The sequence below is a fragment of the Kribbella sindirgiensis genome (assembly GCF_004331435.1).
Lineage (GTDB): Bacteria > Actinomycetota > Actinomycetes > Propionibacteriales > Kribbellaceae > Kribbella > Kribbella sindirgiensis.
Window position 1 is genome coordinate 405,093 of the sequence record NZ_SJKA01000005.1, and the last position, 17,466, is coordinate 422,558.

16 protein-coding genes are annotated in these 17,466 nt (G+C 68.9%); 8 read left to right on the forward strand and 8 right to left on the reverse strand.

The features are described 5' to 3' along the window. Nucleotides 1-100: 100 nt before the first annotated feature. Complete coding sequence (locus E0H50_RS16925) at nt 101-3,085, reverse strand: bifunctional [glutamine synthetase] adenylyltransferase/[glutamine synthetase]-adenylyl-L-tyrosine phosphorylase (RefSeq protein ID WP_131289270.1); 2,985 nt, start codon at nt 3,083-3,085, stop codon at nt 101-103. Between the two features lie 165 nt (nt 3,086-3,250). On the opposite strand from E0H50_RS16925, the gene E0H50_RS16930 reads away from it, so the two are divergent. Both E0H50_RS16930 and E0H50_RS16935 read left to right on the forward strand, forming a co-directional pair. Further along, nucleotides 3,251-3,745, forward strand: coding sequence for a hypothetical protein (locus tag E0H50_RS16930; RefSeq protein WP_131289272.1), 495 nt, complete (start codon nt 3,251-3,253; stop codon nt 3,743-3,745). A gap of 52 nt (nt 3,746-3,797) precedes the next feature. Then, the gene (locus tag E0H50_RS16935) at nt 3,798-4,085 is read left to right on the forward strand and encodes a YiaA/YiaB family inner membrane protein (RefSeq protein WP_131289273.1); all 288 of its coding nucleotides are present in this window, start codon (nt 3,798-3,800) and stop codon (nt 4,083-4,085) included. A 5-nt stretch (nt 4,086-4,090) separates the two neighbouring features. Here the strand turns inward: E0H50_RS16935 and glnA are convergent, their stop codons facing one another. Next, nucleotides 4,091-5,431, reverse strand: a complete 1,341-nt coding sequence (gene glnA, locus E0H50_RS16940) for a type I glutamate--ammonia ligase (RefSeq protein ID WP_131289275.1) — start codon at nt 5,429-5,431, stop codon at nt 4,091-4,093. Between the two features lie 115 nt (nt 5,432-5,546). Between glnA and E0H50_RS16945 the strand changes: the two genes are divergently transcribed. Next, entirely contained in the window at nt 5,547-5,954 is a 408-nt protein-coding gene (locus E0H50_RS16945) for a hypothetical protein (RefSeq protein WP_131289277.1), read from the forward strand. Here the strand turns inward: E0H50_RS16945 and E0H50_RS16950 are convergent. Together E0H50_RS16950 and E0H50_RS16955 are read right to left on the reverse strand one after the other, a co-directional pair. Beyond that, nucleotides 5,880-6,797: an HTTM domain-containing protein gene (locus E0H50_RS16950; protein WP_131289279.1), complete on the reverse strand. Its 918-nt coding sequence runs from the start codon at nt 6,795-6,797 to the stop codon at nt 5,880-5,882. The two genes, E0H50_RS16945 and E0H50_RS16950, sit on opposite strands and share 75 nt — an antisense overlap. After that, on the reverse strand, nt 6,794-7,264 hold the full coding sequence (locus E0H50_RS16955; protein ID WP_131289280.1) for a hypothetical protein: 471 nt from the start codon (nt 7,262-7,264) through the stop codon (nt 6,794-6,796). The genes E0H50_RS16950 and E0H50_RS16955 overlap by 4 nt, the downstream gene beginning before the upstream one ends. Before the next feature lie 56 nt (nt 7,265-7,320). Between E0H50_RS16955 and E0H50_RS16960 the strand changes: the two genes are divergently transcribed. Next, nucleotides 7,321-7,986, forward strand: a complete 666-nt coding sequence (locus tag E0H50_RS16960; protein WP_131289282.1) for a peptidoglycan recognition protein family protein — start codon at nt 7,321-7,323, stop codon at nt 7,984-7,986. On the opposite strand, the gene E0H50_RS16965 is transcribed toward E0H50_RS16960, so the two are convergent. Continuing rightward, nucleotides 7,932-9,119, reverse strand: coding sequence for a DUF418 domain-containing protein (locus E0H50_RS16965; RefSeq protein WP_131289284.1), 1,188 nt, complete (start codon nt 9,117-9,119; stop codon nt 7,932-7,934). The two genes, E0H50_RS16960 and E0H50_RS16965, sit on opposite strands and share 55 nt — an antisense overlap. A gap of 85 nt (nt 9,120-9,204) precedes the next feature. Between E0H50_RS16965 and E0H50_RS16970 the strand changes: the two genes are divergently transcribed. The 3 genes from E0H50_RS16970 (at nt 9,205) to panB (ending at nt 14,697) form a co-directional block, all read left to right on the forward strand. Then, nucleotides 9,205-9,828, forward strand: coding sequence for a GNAT family N-acetyltransferase (locus E0H50_RS16970; protein ID WP_165547163.1), 624 nt, complete (start codon nt 9,205-9,207; stop codon nt 9,826-9,828). A gap of 397 nt (nt 9,829-10,225) precedes the next feature. After that, nucleotides 10,226-11,998, forward strand: a complete 1,773-nt coding sequence (locus tag E0H50_RS16975; protein ID WP_131289287.1) for an NAD+ synthase — start codon at nt 10,226-10,228, stop codon at nt 11,996-11,998. 191 nt (nt 11,999-12,189) lie between these two features. Beyond that, nucleotides 12,190-14,697, forward strand: coding sequence for a 3-methyl-2-oxobutanoate hydroxymethyltransferase (panB, locus tag E0H50_RS44405; protein ID WP_337590382.1), 2,508 nt, complete (start codon nt 12,190-12,192; stop codon nt 14,695-14,697). Here panB and E0H50_RS16985 read toward each other — a convergent pair. Next, entirely contained in the window at nt 14,694-15,593 is a 900-nt protein-coding gene (locus tag E0H50_RS16985; RefSeq protein ID WP_131289289.1) for an aldo/keto reductase, read from the reverse strand. The genes panB and E0H50_RS16985 overlap by 4 nt on opposite strands. 88 nt (nt 15,594-15,681) lie before the next feature. Between E0H50_RS16985 and E0H50_RS16990 the strand changes: the two genes are divergently transcribed. Continuing rightward, complete coding sequence (locus tag E0H50_RS16990) at nt 15,682-16,179, forward strand: NUDIX hydrolase (RefSeq protein ID WP_131289291.1); 498 nt, start codon at nt 15,682-15,684, stop codon at nt 16,177-16,179. Between the two features lie 16 nt (nt 16,180-16,195). Here the strand turns inward: E0H50_RS16990 and E0H50_RS42965 are convergent, their stop codons facing one another. After that, a complete protein-coding gene (locus tag E0H50_RS42965) occupies nt 16,196-16,372 on the reverse strand; it encodes a hypothetical protein (protein WP_165547150.1) in 177 nt (58 codons plus the stop codon). A gap of 63 nt (nt 16,373-16,435) precedes the next feature. After that, a complete protein-coding gene (locus E0H50_RS16995; RefSeq protein ID WP_131289293.1) occupies nt 16,436-17,182 on the reverse strand; it encodes a helical backbone metal receptor in 747 nt (248 codons plus the stop codon). Between the last annotated feature and the right edge of the window lie 284 nt (nt 17,183-17,466).

Genomic DNA, 17,466 nt, shown 5'->3' on the forward strand with positions numbered 1-17,466 from the left:
AGGAGAAGGCGATCTCCAGGGTCCGGGAGGTCTCCAGGTAGGTCTTCAGGTTGGAGGCGGTCGGACGTCGGGCGGGAGGATTACCCGTTCTTCGGTACGGTCAGTCGTCCCAGAACAGGCGGGCTACGGTGTTGTGGGCGCGGCGGGTGGTGCGGAGGTAGTCGTCGGAGAAGCGGCCGGACTCGCCCGGCGGGTAGCCGCAGATCTGGGCCACCGCGGCCAGGTCGCGCGGATCGCGCGGCAGGGAGTCGCCGGGGCGGGCGCGGACCAGCATGATCGCGTTGCGGATCCGGGTGGCCAGCACCCAGGCCGCTTGCAGTGTCTCGGCCTCGGAGGGGTCGACGAGGTTGGCCTCGACCCCGGCCCGGAGCGCGGCCAGCGTGCGCGTCGTACGGAGCTCGGGAACGCGGTGCGCCTCGCGGAGCTGGAGGAGCTGAACGGTCCACTCGATGTCGGCGAGACCGCCGCGGCCCAGCTTGGTGTGCGTACTCCGGTCGGCACCGCGCGGCAGCCGCTCCGCGTCGACGCGCGCCTTGATCCGGCGGATCTCCATCACGTCGCGCTCGCTGACCCCGTGCACCGGGTAGCGCAGCGGATCGATCAGCTCGCGGAACGACGCGCACAGATCGGCGTCACCACACAACGGGTCCGCGCGGAGCAGCGCCTGCGCTTCCCACACGGCCGACCAGCGGGCGTAGTAGGAGGCGTACGACGCCAGCGTCCGGACCAACGGTCCTTGCCGGCCCTCGGGGCGCAGGTCCGCGTCGATCACGACGGCCGGATCGGCACCGGGGAGCGACAGCATCCGGCGCAGCTCGGTCGCCGCCTGGGTCGCGAAGTCCGTCGCCTTCTTCTCGTCCGCGCCCGGCAGCGGGTCGTGCACGAACATCACATCCGCGTCGCTGCCGTACCCGAGCTCGTGACCGCCGAACCGGCCCATCGCGACGATCGACATCCGGGTCGGTTCCGGCTCACCCTTGGCGACTGCCTTCTTTGCTACTTCGAGCGCGGCCGTCAGCGTGCCGACGGAGACAGCGGTCAGCCCGTCGCCGACAGTCTCGACGTCGAGCAGCCCGGACAGATCCGCCGCGGCGGTCCGGAACAGTTCACGACGCCGTACGGCGCGGATCGCGGCGACCGCGGCCTCCGGCGTGTCCTGGCGCCGGGCGGCCGCGGACATCTCGGCGAGCAGGGCCTCCTGAGTACGCGGGGTCAGCTCCCGCTCGTCGGCGAACATCGCGGTCGCTTCCGGGGCGCGCTGCAACAGGTCGACGGCGTACCGGCCGCTGGCCAGCAGGTGCGCCAGCCGCTCGGCCGAGGCGCCCTCGTCGCGCAACTGGCGCAGGTACCAGGGCGTCGAGCCGAGGGCGTCGGAGATCGTGCGGAACGCGAGCAGACCGGCGTCCGGATCGGGTGATTCGGCGAACCAGCCGAGCATCGCGGGCAGCAACGCCTTCTGGATCGACGAACGCCGCGAGACCCCTTCGGACAGGGCCTCGATGTGCCGCAGCGCCGACCCCGGATCGGCATACCCGAGGGCGGTCAGTCGTTGCTTCGCCGCCTCCGGCGTCAGGCGCACCTCGTCGCCCGGGATCCGCGCGACGGCCGCGAGCAGCGGGCGGTAGAACAGCTTCTCGTGCAGGCGCCGTACCTCGAGCGCGTGCTTCTTCCACGCCGCGGTGAGATCGGTGATCGGGTTCTTGGTGAAGCCGAGCGAGCGGCCGAGGCGCCGCAGGTCGGCCTCGTCGTCCGGGACGTGATGCGTACGGCGCAAGCGGAACAGCTGGATGCGGTGCTCCATCGACCGCAGGAAGCGGTACGCGTCCGCGAGTACAGCACCGTCCGTGCGGCCGACGTACCCGCTGGCCGTCAAGGCTTCCAGCGCGACCAGCGTCGTACCGCTGCGCACCGAATCGTCACTGCGACCGTGCACGAGCTGCAGAAGCTGTACGGCGAACTCGACATCGCGCAATCCACCGGGACCGAGCTTCAGCTGGCGGTCGACGTCCGCGGCGGGAATGTGGTCGATAACGCGCCGGCGCATCGCCTGGACGTCGGCGACGAACCCCTCGCGGTCGGCGGCGGACCACGTGAGCCGGCCGATCTTCTCGGAGTACTCGCGACCGAGCTCCTGATCGCCCGCGACCGGGCGGGCCTTCAGGAGGGCCTGGAACTCCCAGGTCTTAGCCCAACGCTGGTAGTACGCGAAGTGACTGTCGAGGGTGCGGACGAGCGGACCGGACTTGCCCTCCGGCCGGAGCGCGGCGTCGACCGGCCAGAGCGTGCCCTCGCCGGTGTGCGCGGAGCAGATCCGCATCGCGGCCGCGGCGAGCTGGGTCGCTGTCTTGAGCGCCGGCAACTCCGGTTCGCCCTCGAGCGGCTCGGCGACGAACAGCACGTCGACATCGCTGACGTAGTTGAGTTCCCGGCCACCACATTTGCCCATGGCAATGATCGCGAGCCGGCAGCCGGCGGCGCCCGGATGCGCGGCGAAGTACTCGTTGCGGGCGATGTGCAACGCGGTCTCGAGCGCTCCCCCGGCGAGATCCGCGAGGACGGCCGCGACCTCGTCGACGAGCAACCCCTCGGCGAGATCCCGGGCCGCGAGCCGGAGCAGCAGCCGGCGGTACTCGACCCGCAGCGCGTCGACCGGGTTCTCCGCGTCGACGGCCGTCGCGAGCTTGGCGGCGACATCCTCCAGCGACGGCCGCGCACCCGCGAGCGCAGGGTCGGCGAGGTCGTACCAGTGCCGCGGGTGTACGCCGAGATGCCTCCCGAGCGCCTCGCTCGCGCCGAGCACGTACACGAGCCGGCGGCGGAAGCCGTCGTCCATCTCGAGGGTGCGGGCGAACGCGGCGAGGTCGTGCTGGTTGCGGTGCAGCGCCTCGGCCATCCCGCACAGACTCTGCAGCGCGAGATCGGGATCGGCCGATTCCGACAGCGTCGTGATCAGCTGTTCGGTGGCCAGCGGACTGTGCGAACCCAGCGCGTCCAGATCCTCGAGCATGCCGGCCGCCCGCCGCGGGTCCTCGAATCCCAGCCGAACCAGCCGGCCCTCCCACGACCCCCGACGCCCGTCAGCCACCCCCGCAGGCTACCCAATCCCCCACCTTGAGCCCGCACCAACCGTTTCCGGCGCCGCAGAATGGTTGGCCGGGGCCCAAGGTCGCGGCCGGATCTCGGGTTGGTTGCGGTGAATACACGGTGTCGTGTAGCGAACTCGCTCAGTAGTCGGGCATGATGACTGTCCATGGTGATGATGACGGGGTCGCTCGCCGTGCGCGGCACGGTGGTGTGGTTGACACCCCAGCAGGGCGGACGGGTCTCCGGCCCGCCGGAACCGGACTACGACTACGACTACACGGCGACCGCGTACCTCCCGCCGCGCACCCCCGACGACGGCCAGGCCGGCCTCGCGCTACGGCACTTCTCGCCCGGCGCCTGGCGGACCCCCGCCGACGGAATTCTCGTTCCCGCCAAGGGAAACCGCGCCCAGCAGGTGGTCCCCGGCTGCATCGTCATCATCACCGAAGGCGTCCGCCCCGTCGGCCTCCTGACCGTCGAGGAGGTCCACGCCCTGGCCCCCGACGGTACGCCGATCGTGCTCGCCTCCCCGTCGCTCGAAGCAGCCGTCGAGGCCACCCCGCCCGCCGCCGAGCCGCCGTACCGGCACTCGACCGCAGCCGCCCGCTGGACGTCCAAACACGCCTCCGACGACGCCCCACCCCAGGCCGCCGTCGTCTGAACCGAGTGGTTCTACCGATGTGTCGGCGGCTGAGGCCGTCGACGATTCCGGTATGACGAAAAGAATCCAGCCACAGCAGACGGCAGCGTTCTACGCGCAGGCGGTCGCGTCCTTCGGGATCTCGATCTCGGCGATGGCGCTCGCCCTCGCGTACCTACCGGCCCAGCCCTGGGTACGGGCGTTCCTTGCCCTCGGACTGTTGTACGTCGTGACGTCGACGGTCGTGCTGTGCAAGGTGGTCCGGGACCGGCAAGAGCTGTCCGCTGTCACCAACCGCGTCGACCAGGCGCGCCTCGACAAACTCCTCACCGACCACGACCCGTTCAAGGTCGACGGCTGACCGACCTACAGGACAGGCAGGAGTTTGTTGAGTTCGAAGGGGGTTACTTGGCGGCGGTAGTCCTGCCATTCGGCACGTTTGTTGCGGAGGAAGAAGTCGAAGACGTGTTCGCCGAGGGTTTCGGCGACCAGTTCGCTGTCTTCCATTGCGCTGATGGCTTCGGCGAGGCTGCCGGGGAGGGGCTTGATGCCGAGGGCCTTGCGTTCGCGGGGGGTCAGGGACCAGATGTCTTCCTCGACCTCGACCGGCAGCTCGTAGCCTTCCTCGATGCCCTTGAGGCCGGCGGCGAGCATCAGCGCGAACGCGAGGTACGGGTTCGCGGCCGAGTCCAGTGAGCGGAACTCGACCCGCGAGGACTGGCCCTTGTGCGGCTTGTACATCGGCACGCGGACGAGTGCGGAGCGGTTGTTGTGACCCCAGGAGACGAACGACGGCGCCTCGTCCCCGACCGCGAGCCGCTTGTACGAGTTCACCCACTGGTTGGTGACCGCGGTGATCTCGGCTGCGTGGTGCAGCAGGCCGGCGATGAACGCGCGCCCGGTCTTCGAGAGCTGGTACTGCGCGCCGCCTTCGAAGAACGCGTTGCGGTCGCCCTCGAACAGCGACATGTGGGTGTGCATCCCGGAGCCGGGCTGGTCCGACAGCGGCTTCGGCATGAAGGACGCGTAGATCCCTTGCGAGAGCGCGACCTCCTTCACCACGACGCGGAACGTCATGATGTTGTCGGCGGTCGACAGCGCGTCGGCGTACCGCAGGTCGATCTCCTGCTGCCCGGGACCGCCCTCGTGGTGGCTGAACTCGACCGAGATGCCCATCGACTCGAGCATCGTGATCGCCTCGCGGCGGAAGTCGTTGCCGATGCCCTGCGGTGTGTGGTCGAAGTACCCGGAGGAGTCGACCGGTTCCGGCGTCGTACCGGGCGCGCCGACCAGTGACTTGAACAGGTAGAACTCGATCTCGGGGTGCGTGTAGAACGTGAACCCGAGATCGGCCGCCTTGGACAGGGTGCGCTTCAGCACGTGCCGCGGGTCGGCGAACGAGGCCGAGCCGTCGGGCATGTTGATGTCGCAGAACATCCGCGCGGTGCCCATGGTCTCGCCGCGCCAGGGCAGGATCTGGAACGTCGACGGGTCCGGTTTGGCCAGCATGTCGGCCTCGGTCACCCGGGCGAAGCCCTCGATCGCGGACCCGTCGAACCCGAGCCCTTCCGCGAACGCGCTCTCCAGCTCCGCGGGCGCCACGGCCACCGACTTCAGGAACCCGAGCACGTCGGTGAACCAGAGCCGCACGAAACGTACGTCGCGCTCCTCCAGCGCGCGCAGTACGAACTCCTGCTGCTTGTCCATCAGTCCACCTCTCACGAGCTCAAACTCGGCGTCTCTCACAGTGTGCCCCGCGCTTGTTAAGCAGACGTTACGTGGCACAGCGGAAATGACCGCGTCCAGGGCCTAGCGTGTCCCCGTGCAGACGATCTTCCACGCCGCCCTGATCGTGGCGGCGGTCCTCTGCCTCAGCGACCTGATCGTCAGCACTGCCCGGTTCGCGCAGTCGCTACGGCGGAAGCGACCTGCCGAGCGAGACGTGCTCGGGCGCCGCTGGCTGCCGATCCCGGAGCTCGGGTTCGGGATGGTGGCGTTCTGCTGCCCGGGCCTCGTCACGCTCGGCCTGACGCATCACAACGCCGACAACCTGCCGACCCGTCAGATCCTGCTCGCCGCGCTCGTCTTCGGGTACGCCGGCGCCGTGCTGTCCCGGGTCGTCCGGACCCCGGGGCCCGGCGGCCGCCGGTTCAAGCTACGCGCCGGCCTGCTGCTCGGCCTGCCGGCCGTGTTCGGCCTGGTCTTCGGCCTCTCGGGCATCGCGGTCTGAGCGGCGCTGCCGGAACCACGGCACGACCCGCTCCAGCGGCGCGAACGCCAGCCAGCAGACAACCGTCGGCAGGAAGTGGATCAGCAGGATCGCCGTGTTCGCCGCGTGGAACCCGATGAAGAACAGCGCCCCGAACAGCTGCCAGCGCCCCTTGAGCCACAGGATCACCGGCGAGCAGAACTCCCCGATGATGCCGACCCACTGCATCACGTGCAGCACCCACGGGTAGTGCAGCAGCCACTCCCCGACCGGGTGCGGCCGCCGCACGATCGCCCAGGTCAGTACGGCGCTGCCGGGCCAGCTCAGCGCCCAACCGGCACTGCGCAGTTTCGCGACCGCGGACAGGAAGTACGTCGCGATCACGCTGATCTGGACGCACCGGATCGCCCACCCGGCCGCCTCCGACCGGGTCTGGTCGCCGTACGACGCCAGACCACGACGGCCCCGGCGGCCCGCCTTCACGGTCGGCAGGACCCACAGCGCGATCACGAGCGCGAGGTGGTCATGGTCGACCTTGCCGTCGCTCATCCCGATCAGCACCCACCACGTGAACGCCGGCGCGACGATCCAGCCGGCTACGCGGGGGAAGTAGTTCGTCGCCCCGATCAGGCACGCGACGATGAGGACGACGTACAGGACCGTCGTGTTCGCGACCGAGGGCTTCGGGAGGTCGAGGAGACGAGCCAGCAGCAACGGTTGGTAGAGCCCCGGATGCTCGCCCTTGTCGCGGGTGTCGCGGACGAACGCGTGCATGTCGAGGATGACGAACAGGTACAGGATCGTCCGCAGCCAGGCGATCCGCGCCAGCGCGATCATCGGGGTGAACCAGTTGGCGAGCCTCATCGGCGTACCTCCCAGGTCGCGAGCACCTGGGACGTCGGCGGTCCTTCGACCCGGCCCTTCACCAGCTGGGTCGTGTCGCGGATCAGTTCGAGCTTCACGTACTTCGGCTGGTCAGGATGTTTGCGGGCCCACCCGTCCGCGACCTGCTGCAGCAACGACGGGTTCTTCACGATCTCCCCGGCCCGCGCCTCGATCTCGGCCCTGGCCACCCCGGCGCCCTCGATGTTCAGCGGTACGTCGACCGTGGTGCCGGCGTCCGTGACCGCGCTGACCCGGGTGTAGTCGATCTTGGCGTCGTCCGGCACCGACATCGCGTACTGGGACATCGGTCCGAACGGCCAGGCGTCGTCGCTGGCACGCACCGAACCGTTGATCAGCAGACCGACGCCGGCGACCGCGACGAGCACCCGCAGTCCCTTGCCGATCCGCCCCACCCGCACCACGTCAGGTGCCTGACCCTCTGTCACCACGTCATTAGACCATTCCGGTTTGCAGGGCTCCTCGGTAGGGGATTTTCTATAACATGACCGCCCCAGAAAATTTCCAACATGCCCGGGTTTCCCGGCGGACGATCCTCGGCGCGACCGCCGGCGGCGTACTGCTCGGAGGCCTCACCGTCCCGACCGCAGCGCACGCCGCCCCCGCGCCGCGCTGCTACACGCGCACCGAATGGTCGGCGCGCCCGCCGAAGTCCGCGACGCAGGTGATCGGCAAACCCGACCACATCGTCATCCACCACACCGCGAGCCCGAACGTCACCGACTACTCGCTCGCGGCGGCGTACAAGGTCCAGCACTGGATCCAGGACCTGCACATGGACACCAACGGCTGGATCGACATAGGCAACCAGTTGACGATCAGCCGCGGCGGGTTCCTGATGGAGGGCCGGAGCAAGTCGTTGTCGGCGATCAACAACGGGCAGAACGTGCTCGGCGCGCAGACCGCGAACCACAACAGCCACACGATCGGCATCGAGCACGAAGGTATCTACGTGAGTCAGGACGTGACGGTCGCGCTGTTCGACATGTCCGTGCTGACGTGCGCGTGGTTGTGCACGAAGTACGGCCTGGATCCGCACGCCGCGATCGTCGGGCACCGGGACTACAACACGACGCAGTGCCCGGGTGACGTGTTCTACGCGCGGCTCCCGGAGTTGCGGGATCGCGTCGCGGCCGTCCTCTTCGGCTGATAGGTGATCCTGCGGATCAGCAGCTCGAACGGTCCACGGTAGTTCGCCCGTCGCATCCGGTCGGCGAGCAGTACGGTCGCCAGCCAGGTCGCGACGGCGAGCAGAGCTGTTGTGGTCGTGGTGAGGGTGTCCGACAGGTCGAGCAGGTACGGCGTGAACACGGCCGCCCAGATGACGGACTGGGCCAGGTAACACGTCAACGATCGTTGTCCGACGGCGGCGATCGCCACGGTCACGGGGCCTTGGCGGTCGCCCAATCGATGCGCGATCAGGACGATGAGGGCGGCGTACCCGAATCCGCCGAAGACGCCGGTTGCGTCGTGCAACGGTCCGAGGATCGTCACCGCGTGGTCGCTCGGCCGGGTGAGGACACCGCCGACGACGAGTGACATCGGGAGCGCGCCGAGGATCGCGATCGTGAGACCGAGGAGCGCCGTCGTCCGCAGCAGGGTGAGGTGCTCGGCCGGGCGTTCGAGGATCCGGCGGCGGCCGGCCCACAGGCCGATCAGGAACGGCGTGACGAAACCGATCCAGCCGAGGCCGGCGATGAACGGCTGCACGACCAGCCGGTCCGGGAACTGGCCGAAGAATGTTGCCGGAAGCATCGAAGGATCGGGGCCGTCACTCGAGCCGGCCAAGCTGTCACCGCTGGGCAGTGCGGTGAGGACGAGGACGATGGCGGCGACGAGAAACAGCCAGCGGTCCTTCCAGCGCAGGGCCCAGACGCCGAGGAACAGGAGCACGCCGTACGCGGCGAGGATGTCACCGATGTACAGCAGCATCGCGTGGAGGAAACCGAGCACGACCAGGACGAGGCTGCGGCGCCACAGCAGCTTGCGGATCGGCCACCACTCCTGGCCGGCCTCGCGTTGCCGGCGGACGATCTGCGCGACGCCGTACCCGAAGAGGACACCGAACATCGGGAACGCGCGACCGTCGACGAGCGTCGAGATCAGCAGACCGAGCCCGCGGTCGACGGGCGAACCATCGGTCGGGAATCCGCCGAAGTACTCGCGGCCCGCAATGAAGTAGTGCGAGTTCGCCAAGGCGATGAACAGCAGCATGCAGCCGCGCGCGAGGTCCGGGCCCAGCGCGCGTTCGCTCAGTCCGGTCGGTCCGCCCTGGGTGCTCATGGTTCCCAGTGAATCCGCGCGGCGCCGGCGGTGCATCCGACGAAAGTCCCTGCCAGGTGAACCTTCGTCGCTGTTCCATAGATCCATGGAGGCCCTGACTCGTTGGCAGCGCGGCTGGTCGGCCTCCCGCGGGTGGACCGACGTCCAGTGCATCGACGACGTCACCGTCGTCCGGGTCGGTGAGCCGCAGCGGCGGGTCGAGTACGTCGCGACCGGGCAGCACGCCACGGCCGCCGCGCATCTCGCGCTGACCGACTGCAATCCGCCCGGTACGTCGTGGCTCACGATCACCGGCCCCGCGGATCGCGTCGCGGCGGACCTCGGGCCGCTCGAGATCGTCCGCACCAATTGGCTGATGACCGTCAGGCTCGCCGACCAGGTGTCGTACCCCGTTCCCCCGCCGTACGCACTCGAACTCTCCGCCACGCCGTCCGTGGTCGAGGCACAGGCCTACGGGTACGGCGAGATCGCGGCCACCGGACGGATGGCCGTGCTGCACACCGGCGCCGTCGCCGACATGGTCCAGACCGATCCCGCCCATCGCCGTCGCGGTCTCGCGCGGGCCGTCATGACCGCCCTCGCACTCGCCGCCCGACGCCGCTCCGCCACGACCGCCTACCTGGCCGCCTCCGCCGAAGGCCGCCACCTCTACAAGTCCCTCGGCTGGACCACCCTCACACCCCTCGTCGTCGCCCGCACGACCGGATAACCCTGACGTGTGCCGCATCTGGTGGGTCTACCTCCAAGATGCCGGGTTTACGCCCGGGATACGGGTGGCCAACCCTGAATCTCGGACGTCAACCCATTGGAGGCCGCGCGGTACGGCGGGCGGTTGCGGATCGTGGAGTGCGTCTGCAGTGACGAGGGCGAGCACCGCCGGCGGCTCGAAGGGCGGCGGCGCGGCATTCCCGGGTGGCACGAGGTGGGGTGGGATCACGTACTGCGGATGCGGAGTGAGTACCCCCAGTTGGAGAGTGCGCGGCTGACCGTGGACGCGATGGAGACGGTGGAACGCAACCTCGGACTTGTGCGGACTTTCCTAAGGCATTCGTAAGAGGTCGGCGATCGGCGTGGGGTCGGGCCTGGCGACCCAGTACTGTGCTCTCGTGCCTCAGCTTCGGGTAGCGCTCGCTCAGCTCAATGTGACCGTGGGTGACATCGACGGGAACAGCGACAAGATCGTCGCGTGGACCCGGAACGCGGTCGAGCGCGGCGCGCACGTGGTCGCGTTCCCGGAGCTCGGGCTGACCGGTTACCCGGTGGAGGATCTCGCCCTGCGCGCGTCGTTCGTGGATGCCTCGCAGCACCGGATCCACACGCTCGCACAGCGGCTCGCCGACGAAGGACTCGGCGACATCGTGGTGATCTGCGGATACCTCGACCGGGCCGGCGGTACGGCGATGGGCATCGACCGCCTCGGCCGCCCGAAGGGCTCCCCCACCAACGCCGCCGCCGTCATCCACCAGGGCCGCGTCGTCACGAGCGCCGTCAAGCACCACCTGCCGAACTACGGCGTATTCGACGAGTTCCGGCACTTCGTTCCCGGCAACACGCTGCAGGTCGTCCGCATCCACGGCGTCGACGTCGCGCTGGTGATCTGCGAGGACCTCTGGCAGGACGGCGGCCCGGTCGCGGTCACTCGCGAGGCCGGTGCCGGTCTCCTGCTCGTCGTCAACAGTTCGCCGTACGAAGCCAACAAGGACGACGTCCGCGGTGATCTCGTACGGCGCCGCGCCCGCGAGGCCGGCTGCGCGCTCGCCTACGTCAACCTCGTCGGCGGCCAGGACGAACTGGTCTTCGACGGCGACTCGCTGATCGCCGATGCCGAGGGGACGATCTTCGCCCGCGCACCGCAGTTCGAGCAGGGCAGCATGGTCGTCGACCTCGACCTCCCGGCCGCCTCGGGTACGCCGTCCGGCACCCACGAAGGTATCGAGATCGTGCACACCGTCCTCCAGGACGACGAGCTCCCGCCGTACGAGGCGATCGAGTCGAACATCGCGCCGCGGCTGTCCGACGAGGCCGAGATGTACGGCGCGATCGTCACCGGGCTGCGCGACTACGTGCAGAAGAACGGCTTCAAGTCGGTGCTGCTCGGGCTGTCCGGCGGCATCGACTCCTCGCTGGTCGCAGCGATCGCCTGCGACGCGATCGGCGCCGAGCACGTGTTCGGGATCTCGAACCCGAGCGTGTACTCCAGCGACCACTCCAAGGACGACGCCGCCGACCTCGCCGCCCGCACCGGCCTGAACTACCGGGTCGTACCGATCCAGCCGATGGTGCAGCCGTTCCTGGACACGCTCGGCCTGACCGGGCTCGCCGAGGAGAACCTGCAGGCCCGGGTCCGCGCGGTGATCTGGATGGGGCTGTCGAACGCCGACGGCCACCTGGTACTTGCCTGTGGCAACAAATCGGAGCTGTCCGTGGGGTACTCGACGATCTACGGCGACGCGGTCGGCGGGTACGCGCCGCTGAAGGACGTCCCGAAGACCCTCGTCTGGCGGCTCGCGAAATGGCGGAACGCCGACGCGAAGGCCCGTGGGCAGCAGCCGCCGATCCCGGCGAACTCGATCGCGAAGCCTCCGTCCGCCGAACTCCGCCCCGGACAGCAGGACACCGACTCGCTGCCGCCGTACGACCTGCTCGACGACATGCTGGACGACTACGTCGAGCAGGACCGCGGCAGTGCGGAGCTCGTCGCGGCCGGCTTCGAGACCGGGCTCGTCACCCAGGTGATCCAGCTCGTCGACCGGGCCGAGTACAAGCGCCGGCAGTACCCGCCGGGCCCGAAGATCACCCACAAGGCGTTCGGTCGGGACCGTCGGCTGCCGATCACCAACGCGTGGCGTGAGGATGCACGAAAGGCGGCCGAGCACTGAGCGACTCCTGGCGGTACCGCCCATCCCAGCCTGACAACGGTGTGCAGGATCAGTCGTGGGGCTCCGGCGAGGAGACCCACGACCGGTCCGGCCTGCCCAAAGAGCGGTACCGCGACGGTGTCGACGGTGTGAGCGATCGCTCACCCACAGGCGGTGGCGCTCACCCTCCGCATCGGTGGGACGATGAAGGCATGGTTGACAACTTCCTGTCGGCCGGTACCCAGGGTGACGACGAGGAGTTGCCCTCGCCGTACGGGACCGGACCGGCGAACCGGGCAACCGAGGAACACCGCCGCTCGGACGACGACGACACCTGGCGCTCGGACTACGACGCTGCCAGGTCCTCGTGGGGTCTTGACCCGTCACCGTCGCTGCCGAACGCACCGCGGACGTACGAGCGCGGGCCGGTCCCGCAGCAGCCGTACGTCCCGAAACCGCCGTACCTGCCCAGTGCGCCGCCTCCTGCGCAGCAGCCGCCGCGGGTCGAGAGGACTGAGCGAGCCGAGCAGCCGGAGCGGCGGGAGTACTACGGGGAGTCGCGGGAGGAGTCGTACGGGCGGGAGTACCAGGAGCAGAACCCGTTCCGGCCGCAGCCGCCGGCGCAACAGCCTCCGCAGGCACCGCCGCAGGGGCGGCCTAGTCCGTTCGGGCCTGGGTCCAATGGCGCGGCGGGTGCGGGGCAGCCGCGGCCGGCTCAGCCGCCGGCGCCTCCGGCGTCGGGTGGAAGCGGTACGCCGCAGCGCCCGCCGCAGGCGTCCAACGGCAGCGCGAACTGGGGCAGCCCGGCGCCGCAGAACCCGTTCGCTCCGCAGCCGCCGGCGCCGAGCAACGGATTGAACCACAGCTCGAGCAACGGGCACGGGTCGAGTAATGGACTGAGTAATGGGTTGAGTAATGGGTTGAGTCCGCAGCAGCCGCCGCGGCCGCCGCAGCGGCTCCAGCCGCCCGACGCACCGCGTGCCCAGGAAGCCGGTCGGGGCCAGGAACCACCTCGCCGCTACGAGCCGGGCCCAGGCCCAGAACCCATCTGGAGCCACGACCGCATCCCCGAACCACCCCGCCGGCAGGAAGACACCCGCAACACCGAAGACGCCCAACGCCGCGAGGAAGCCCAACGGCGCGAGGAAGCCCAACGGCGGGAAGAGGCTCAGCGGCGGGGTGTGGTTGAGCGGGGGCAGGGTGAGGAGACTCGGCCTCAGGAGATTCGGCTGCGGCCGGACGCGGCTGGTGTGCGGGACAACGGGTATCTGTCGGACCCGAGTGCCGAGTACGAAAGCAACGCACCGGTCACCGACGAACCAGTTGGGACCCCGGCCGGCGAACAGCCGCACGTACCCGGCGCAGCACGCCCGATCGGCGCCCGCCGTCGCGCGGGCGTCCAGCAGGACGCCCCCAGCCAGATCTCCCCAGAACAAGCAACCTCCCACCGAGCCGGCCGCCGCGCCCAACCAACCCCACCCAACCCCTTCGCAGGCCCACCGGCCGCAGCCGACGCAGCAACCCCGTCTGCAGCCACTCCACAAAACCTCCCGGACCACACCGGCTCAGGCACCGCGGCCAACCCAGCCCCGGCAAGCACGCCCGCCGACAACTCATCTGCGCGCAACAGAACAGATGCAGGCCCGGCAGGTGCAGTCACCGGCAACGCGTCCACGAGCAGCGCGCCCCCAAGCACGAGCAACACGTCCGCGTCCAGCGGGCGCCCGGGCGCAGGTGCGAGCAACACGTCTGCGAGCAACGGAACAGGTGTCGCCGCGAGCAGCTCGTCTGCGGGTGGTGGGTCAGCAGCCGGGTCGTCTGCGGTTAGCGGGTCGGCTGCTGGTACGTCTGTCGCGGCGGGTGAGGGTGAGGTTTCGCCGTACGGCGGTGGTGCTGGGAAGCCTGCTGGTGATGGGGTGAAGCGGCCGCGGCGGTATCGGATTCATCATTTGCGGGACTTCAAGAGCCGTGGTGAGAAGTGGGCGATGCTGACGGCGTACGACCAGTACACCGCCGAGATCTTCGACCAGGCCGGCATCCCGGTCCTGCTGGTCGGTGACTCCGCCGCGAACAACGTGTACGGCTACGACACCACCCTCCGGGTGACGGTTGACGAGCTCATCCCGTTGGCGCGTGCAGTGGCCGGAGCGGTCGAGCACTGCCTCGTCGTCGCGGACCTCCCGTTCGGTTCGTACCAGGCGTCCCCGGAGCAGGCGTTCCACACCGCAGTGCGCTTCATGAAGGAAGCGGGCGTCCATGCGGTGAAGCTCGAAGGCGGGCGGACCGTCGTACCGATGGTCGAGAAGCTCACGCAGTCCGGCATCCCGGTGATGGCGCATATCGGTTTCACCCCGCAGAGCGAGCACAGCATCGGTGGGTACCGCGTGCAGGGCCGAGGCGATCAAGCGGCCGGTCTGATCGACGACGCCGTGGCGCTCGCCGAGGCCGGTGCGTTCTCGGTGGTGCTGGAGATGGTCCCGGGCGACGTCGCCGCGGAGATCACCAAACGCATCCCGATCCCGACGATCGGCATCGGCGCCGGCCGCGACACCGACGCCCAGGTGCTGGTGTGGCAGGACATGGCCGGCCTGCGCTCCGGCACCATGCCGCGCTTCGTCAAGCAGTACGCCGACCTCCGCGGCATCCTCACCAGTGCGGCCACCACCTACGCCTCCGAGGTCGCATCCGGCGCCTTCCCGGGAGACGAACACACCTTCTAGATCCAGGGCAGGGAGGAGCGTTCCGTCCAGTACTCCTCTGGTTGCTGGACGAACTCGGTGAGCGGGCCGTCCGTGCGGTACGCGAGGTTGCTGGCCAGTTGGGCCGTCGTGGTTGCTCCGCTGAGGACCACGTCGGCCCACGGCTGAGCGACCGCCGCGCCGACGGCCAGTGCGTCCGGTGCGACGCCGTGCTGGTGGGCGAACTCGTTGAACGGCGTCTCGCCGGCGCGGGACGTCAAACGGCCGTTGGCGACAGCCTCTTTGACGACGACGAACCACCCAGCATCGTGCGCCTCCGCGAGCGCAGGTCCTACTGACGTCTCCAGAACGTTCCAGGTGGCCTGTACGGCGGAGAACGGCGTACCGGAGGACAAGGCCTTGCGCAGCGTCTCGGCCTGCCGTGGACCGCTGGTGGAGAGCCCGACGCGGACACCGGAGTCGGCGAGTTCGCGCAGCCGATCGAGCAAGCGCTTGTCCTCGAGGGCGGGACTGTCGGACGTCAGGCTGTGGACGAGGTAGAAGTCCGGAGGCCCACCCAGCGCTTGCAGGGTCTCCGGCCATTGACGTTCGAACGTCGCGAGGCTGTGGTCCTTCACCTCGTGCGTGTCCGCGTCGTGCCTCCAGTCGGCGACGTACGTGTAGCCCCACTTCGACCCGACGGTCATCGCGGTACGGCGTTCTGGTGTGATCCACTCTCCGAGGAACTGTTCGGCAAGACCGTACGAACGCGCGGCGTCGAAGTACCGAACACCTGCCTGCCAGGCCTGCTCCAGCAGCTCGTGTGTCCGCGTCCGCAGGTCCTCGACCGCACGTCGCGGCGGCAGGTCCTCGTCGTGCCCGAGATTGATGTAGCCGGGACGCCCGAGGGCTGCGAGACCGAGACCGATGCTTGCCATGTTTCGATCGTAGATGTCCACAGCAACCATGTGAGACGCGCCGCAGCACCCGACGCGGAACACGCACTGTCCCTTAGCGTTTTGTGGTGTGAGCGAATCCCAGTTGCCACCACCAGGAACGGTCCGGCACCGTACGACGGCCCGCGTGCTGCCGGTGCGTCCGGACGGCAAGGTGCTGCTGCTGCACGGCTGGGATCCGCTGAAACCGCAGACGCCGTACTGGTTCACGATCGGCGGCGGCGTCGAATCCGGTGAGACGGTCGCGGAAGCGGCCGGCCGCGAACTGCGCGAGGAGGTCGGCATCGTGCTGCCGGTCGACGCGCTCGGCACACCGGTCGCGACGAACACGATCGAGTTCGAGTGGGGCGGGTGCCGGATCGTCCAGCATCAGACGTTCTTCGCGGTCGCGGTGGACAGTGTCGACGTGACGTTCGCGAACCAGGAGGAGCTGGAGCTGCAGACCATCAGCGCGCACGGCTGGTGGTACGGCGACGATCTCGAGGCGACCGGTCAGGCCGCGCACGCCACGATCCCCGGGATGCTCCGGCGCGCGGCGGACGTGATCACGCTGCGCCGCGCCTCCTGAGTCAGCCCACGTCCGATCAGCGCTGCCGGGCTTCTTTCAGGACCTTCTTCGGGACCTTCTTGTCCACGTCGTAGTGCCGACGATCGAGCCGCTCGGCGCAGCCTGCCTTCGACAGGCGCAGCAGGACAACCGGGCACTTCTTGCACCTCGGCTTGTCCTTGCAGCACTTCTTCTTCGCGGTCATCGACGGCACGCGGCGAGCGTAGGTGAGGCATACCTAACCCGTCCAGACCTCAGGCGGTAAGCGTGGCGGAGGTCACGAAAGCTGTCCGCTCAGGAGATCGCGGGCCTCGACGAGTGACGGTCCGTACCAGGTCAGATGCCGTCCTGACACACAGCGTGCGGGTTGCGTGAACGCCTCCGGGCCGTCGTCGGGAGAAAACGGATAAGGCTCGTCGGGCAGTACCGCGAGGTCGTAGTTCGGTAACGCGTCCGGATCGATCCGCGGATAACGTTCACTGGAATCGACCAGAACGTTGTCGATGCCGATCCTCGACAACAGATCACCCGCGAACGTGTCCCGCCCGAGCGCCATCCACGGCCGTCGCCAGATCGGTATCACGGCCCGCCGGCGCATTCCGTCGTACGGCGTACTCCACACCGCGCGCGCATCGTGCAACCACTGCGGTTCGCCGCCGATGATCGCGGACAGCATGCGACCGAGTGAGTCGAGTGATTCGGGCACCGTCGTCGGCGCCGTCACCCAGACCGCGATTCCACTCGATCGCAACGCGTCGAGATCGGCTGCGCGATTCTCTTCGGCGTTCGCGACGACGACGTCCGGGGCCAGTGCGCGGATGCGTTCGAGATCGGGATTCTTGGTACCGCGAACGCGGACGACGTCGAGGTCCGCGGGATGTGTGCACCAGTCGGTCGCACCAACGATTTCGGCCGGATGCGTGACCGCGATCGACTCCGTCAACGACGGCACGATGCTCACCACGCGACGCACCTCGGCGGGTAGTTCGACGACGTTGCGCAGGTCGTCGTACGCACTCTTCATCTGCTCGCTGCACCTCACGTTCGCAGGACGTTGCCGAGGACAACACTCGTCGATCCGGGCGTTTGCGGGGCAGATTGTGCGCGTGTCGCCAAGAAAATATTCTGCCAATCCGGCATGCTCGGGGCGCGGCGGAATCCCTTCTGCACAAGGATTTTCGGCATTTATGCGCACACACGCCGCCAGTTCTCCTTAACCTGCGGACGTTTCCGGTGCTTTACGTAGCGCACAAGTGTTGTCATCATCATGACGACGAGGAATCCACCGTGGTTTTCCTCAGCCGCACC

Bases quoted from the DNA above. Each gene is read 5' to 3' on its own strand.
- glnA (WP_131289275.1), bottom strand. From the start codon at position 5,431: ATGGACAAGCAGCAGGAGTTCGTACTGCGCGCGCTGGAGGAGCGCGAC.
- E0H50_RS16930 (WP_131289272.1), top strand. From the start codon at position 3,251: ATGGTGATGATGACGGGGTCGCTCGCCGTGCGCGGCACGGTGGTGTGG.
- E0H50_RS16995 (WP_131289293.1), bottom strand. From the start codon at position 17,182: ATGAAGAGTGCGTACGACGACCTGCGCAACGTCGTCGAACTACCCGCC.
- E0H50_RS16965 (WP_131289284.1), bottom strand. From the start codon at position 9,119: ATGAGCACCCAGGGCGGACCGACCGGACTGAGCGAACGCGCGCTGGGC.
- E0H50_RS16950 (WP_131289279.1), bottom strand. From the start codon at position 6,797: ATGAGGCTCGCCAACTGGTTCACCCCGATGATCGCGCTGGCGCGGATC.
- E0H50_RS16985 (WP_131289289.1), bottom strand. From the start codon at position 15,593: ATGGCAAGCATCGGTCTCGGTCTCGCAGCCCTCGGGCGTCCCGGCTAC.
- E0H50_RS16970 (WP_165547163.1), top strand. From the start codon at position 9,205: ATGGAGGCCCTGACTCGTTGGCAGCGCGGCTGGTCGGCCTCCCGCGGG.
- E0H50_RS16960 (WP_131289282.1), top strand. From the start codon at position 7,321: ATGACCGCCCCAGAAAATTTCCAACATGCCCGGGTTTCCCGGCGGACG.
- E0H50_RS16935 (WP_131289273.1), top strand. From the start codon at position 3,798: ATGACGAAAAGAATCCAGCCACAGCAGACGGCAGCGTTCTACGCGCAG.
- panB (WP_337590382.1), top strand. From the start codon at position 12,190: ATGGTTGACAACTTCCTGTCGGCCGGTACCCAGGGTGACGACGAGGAG.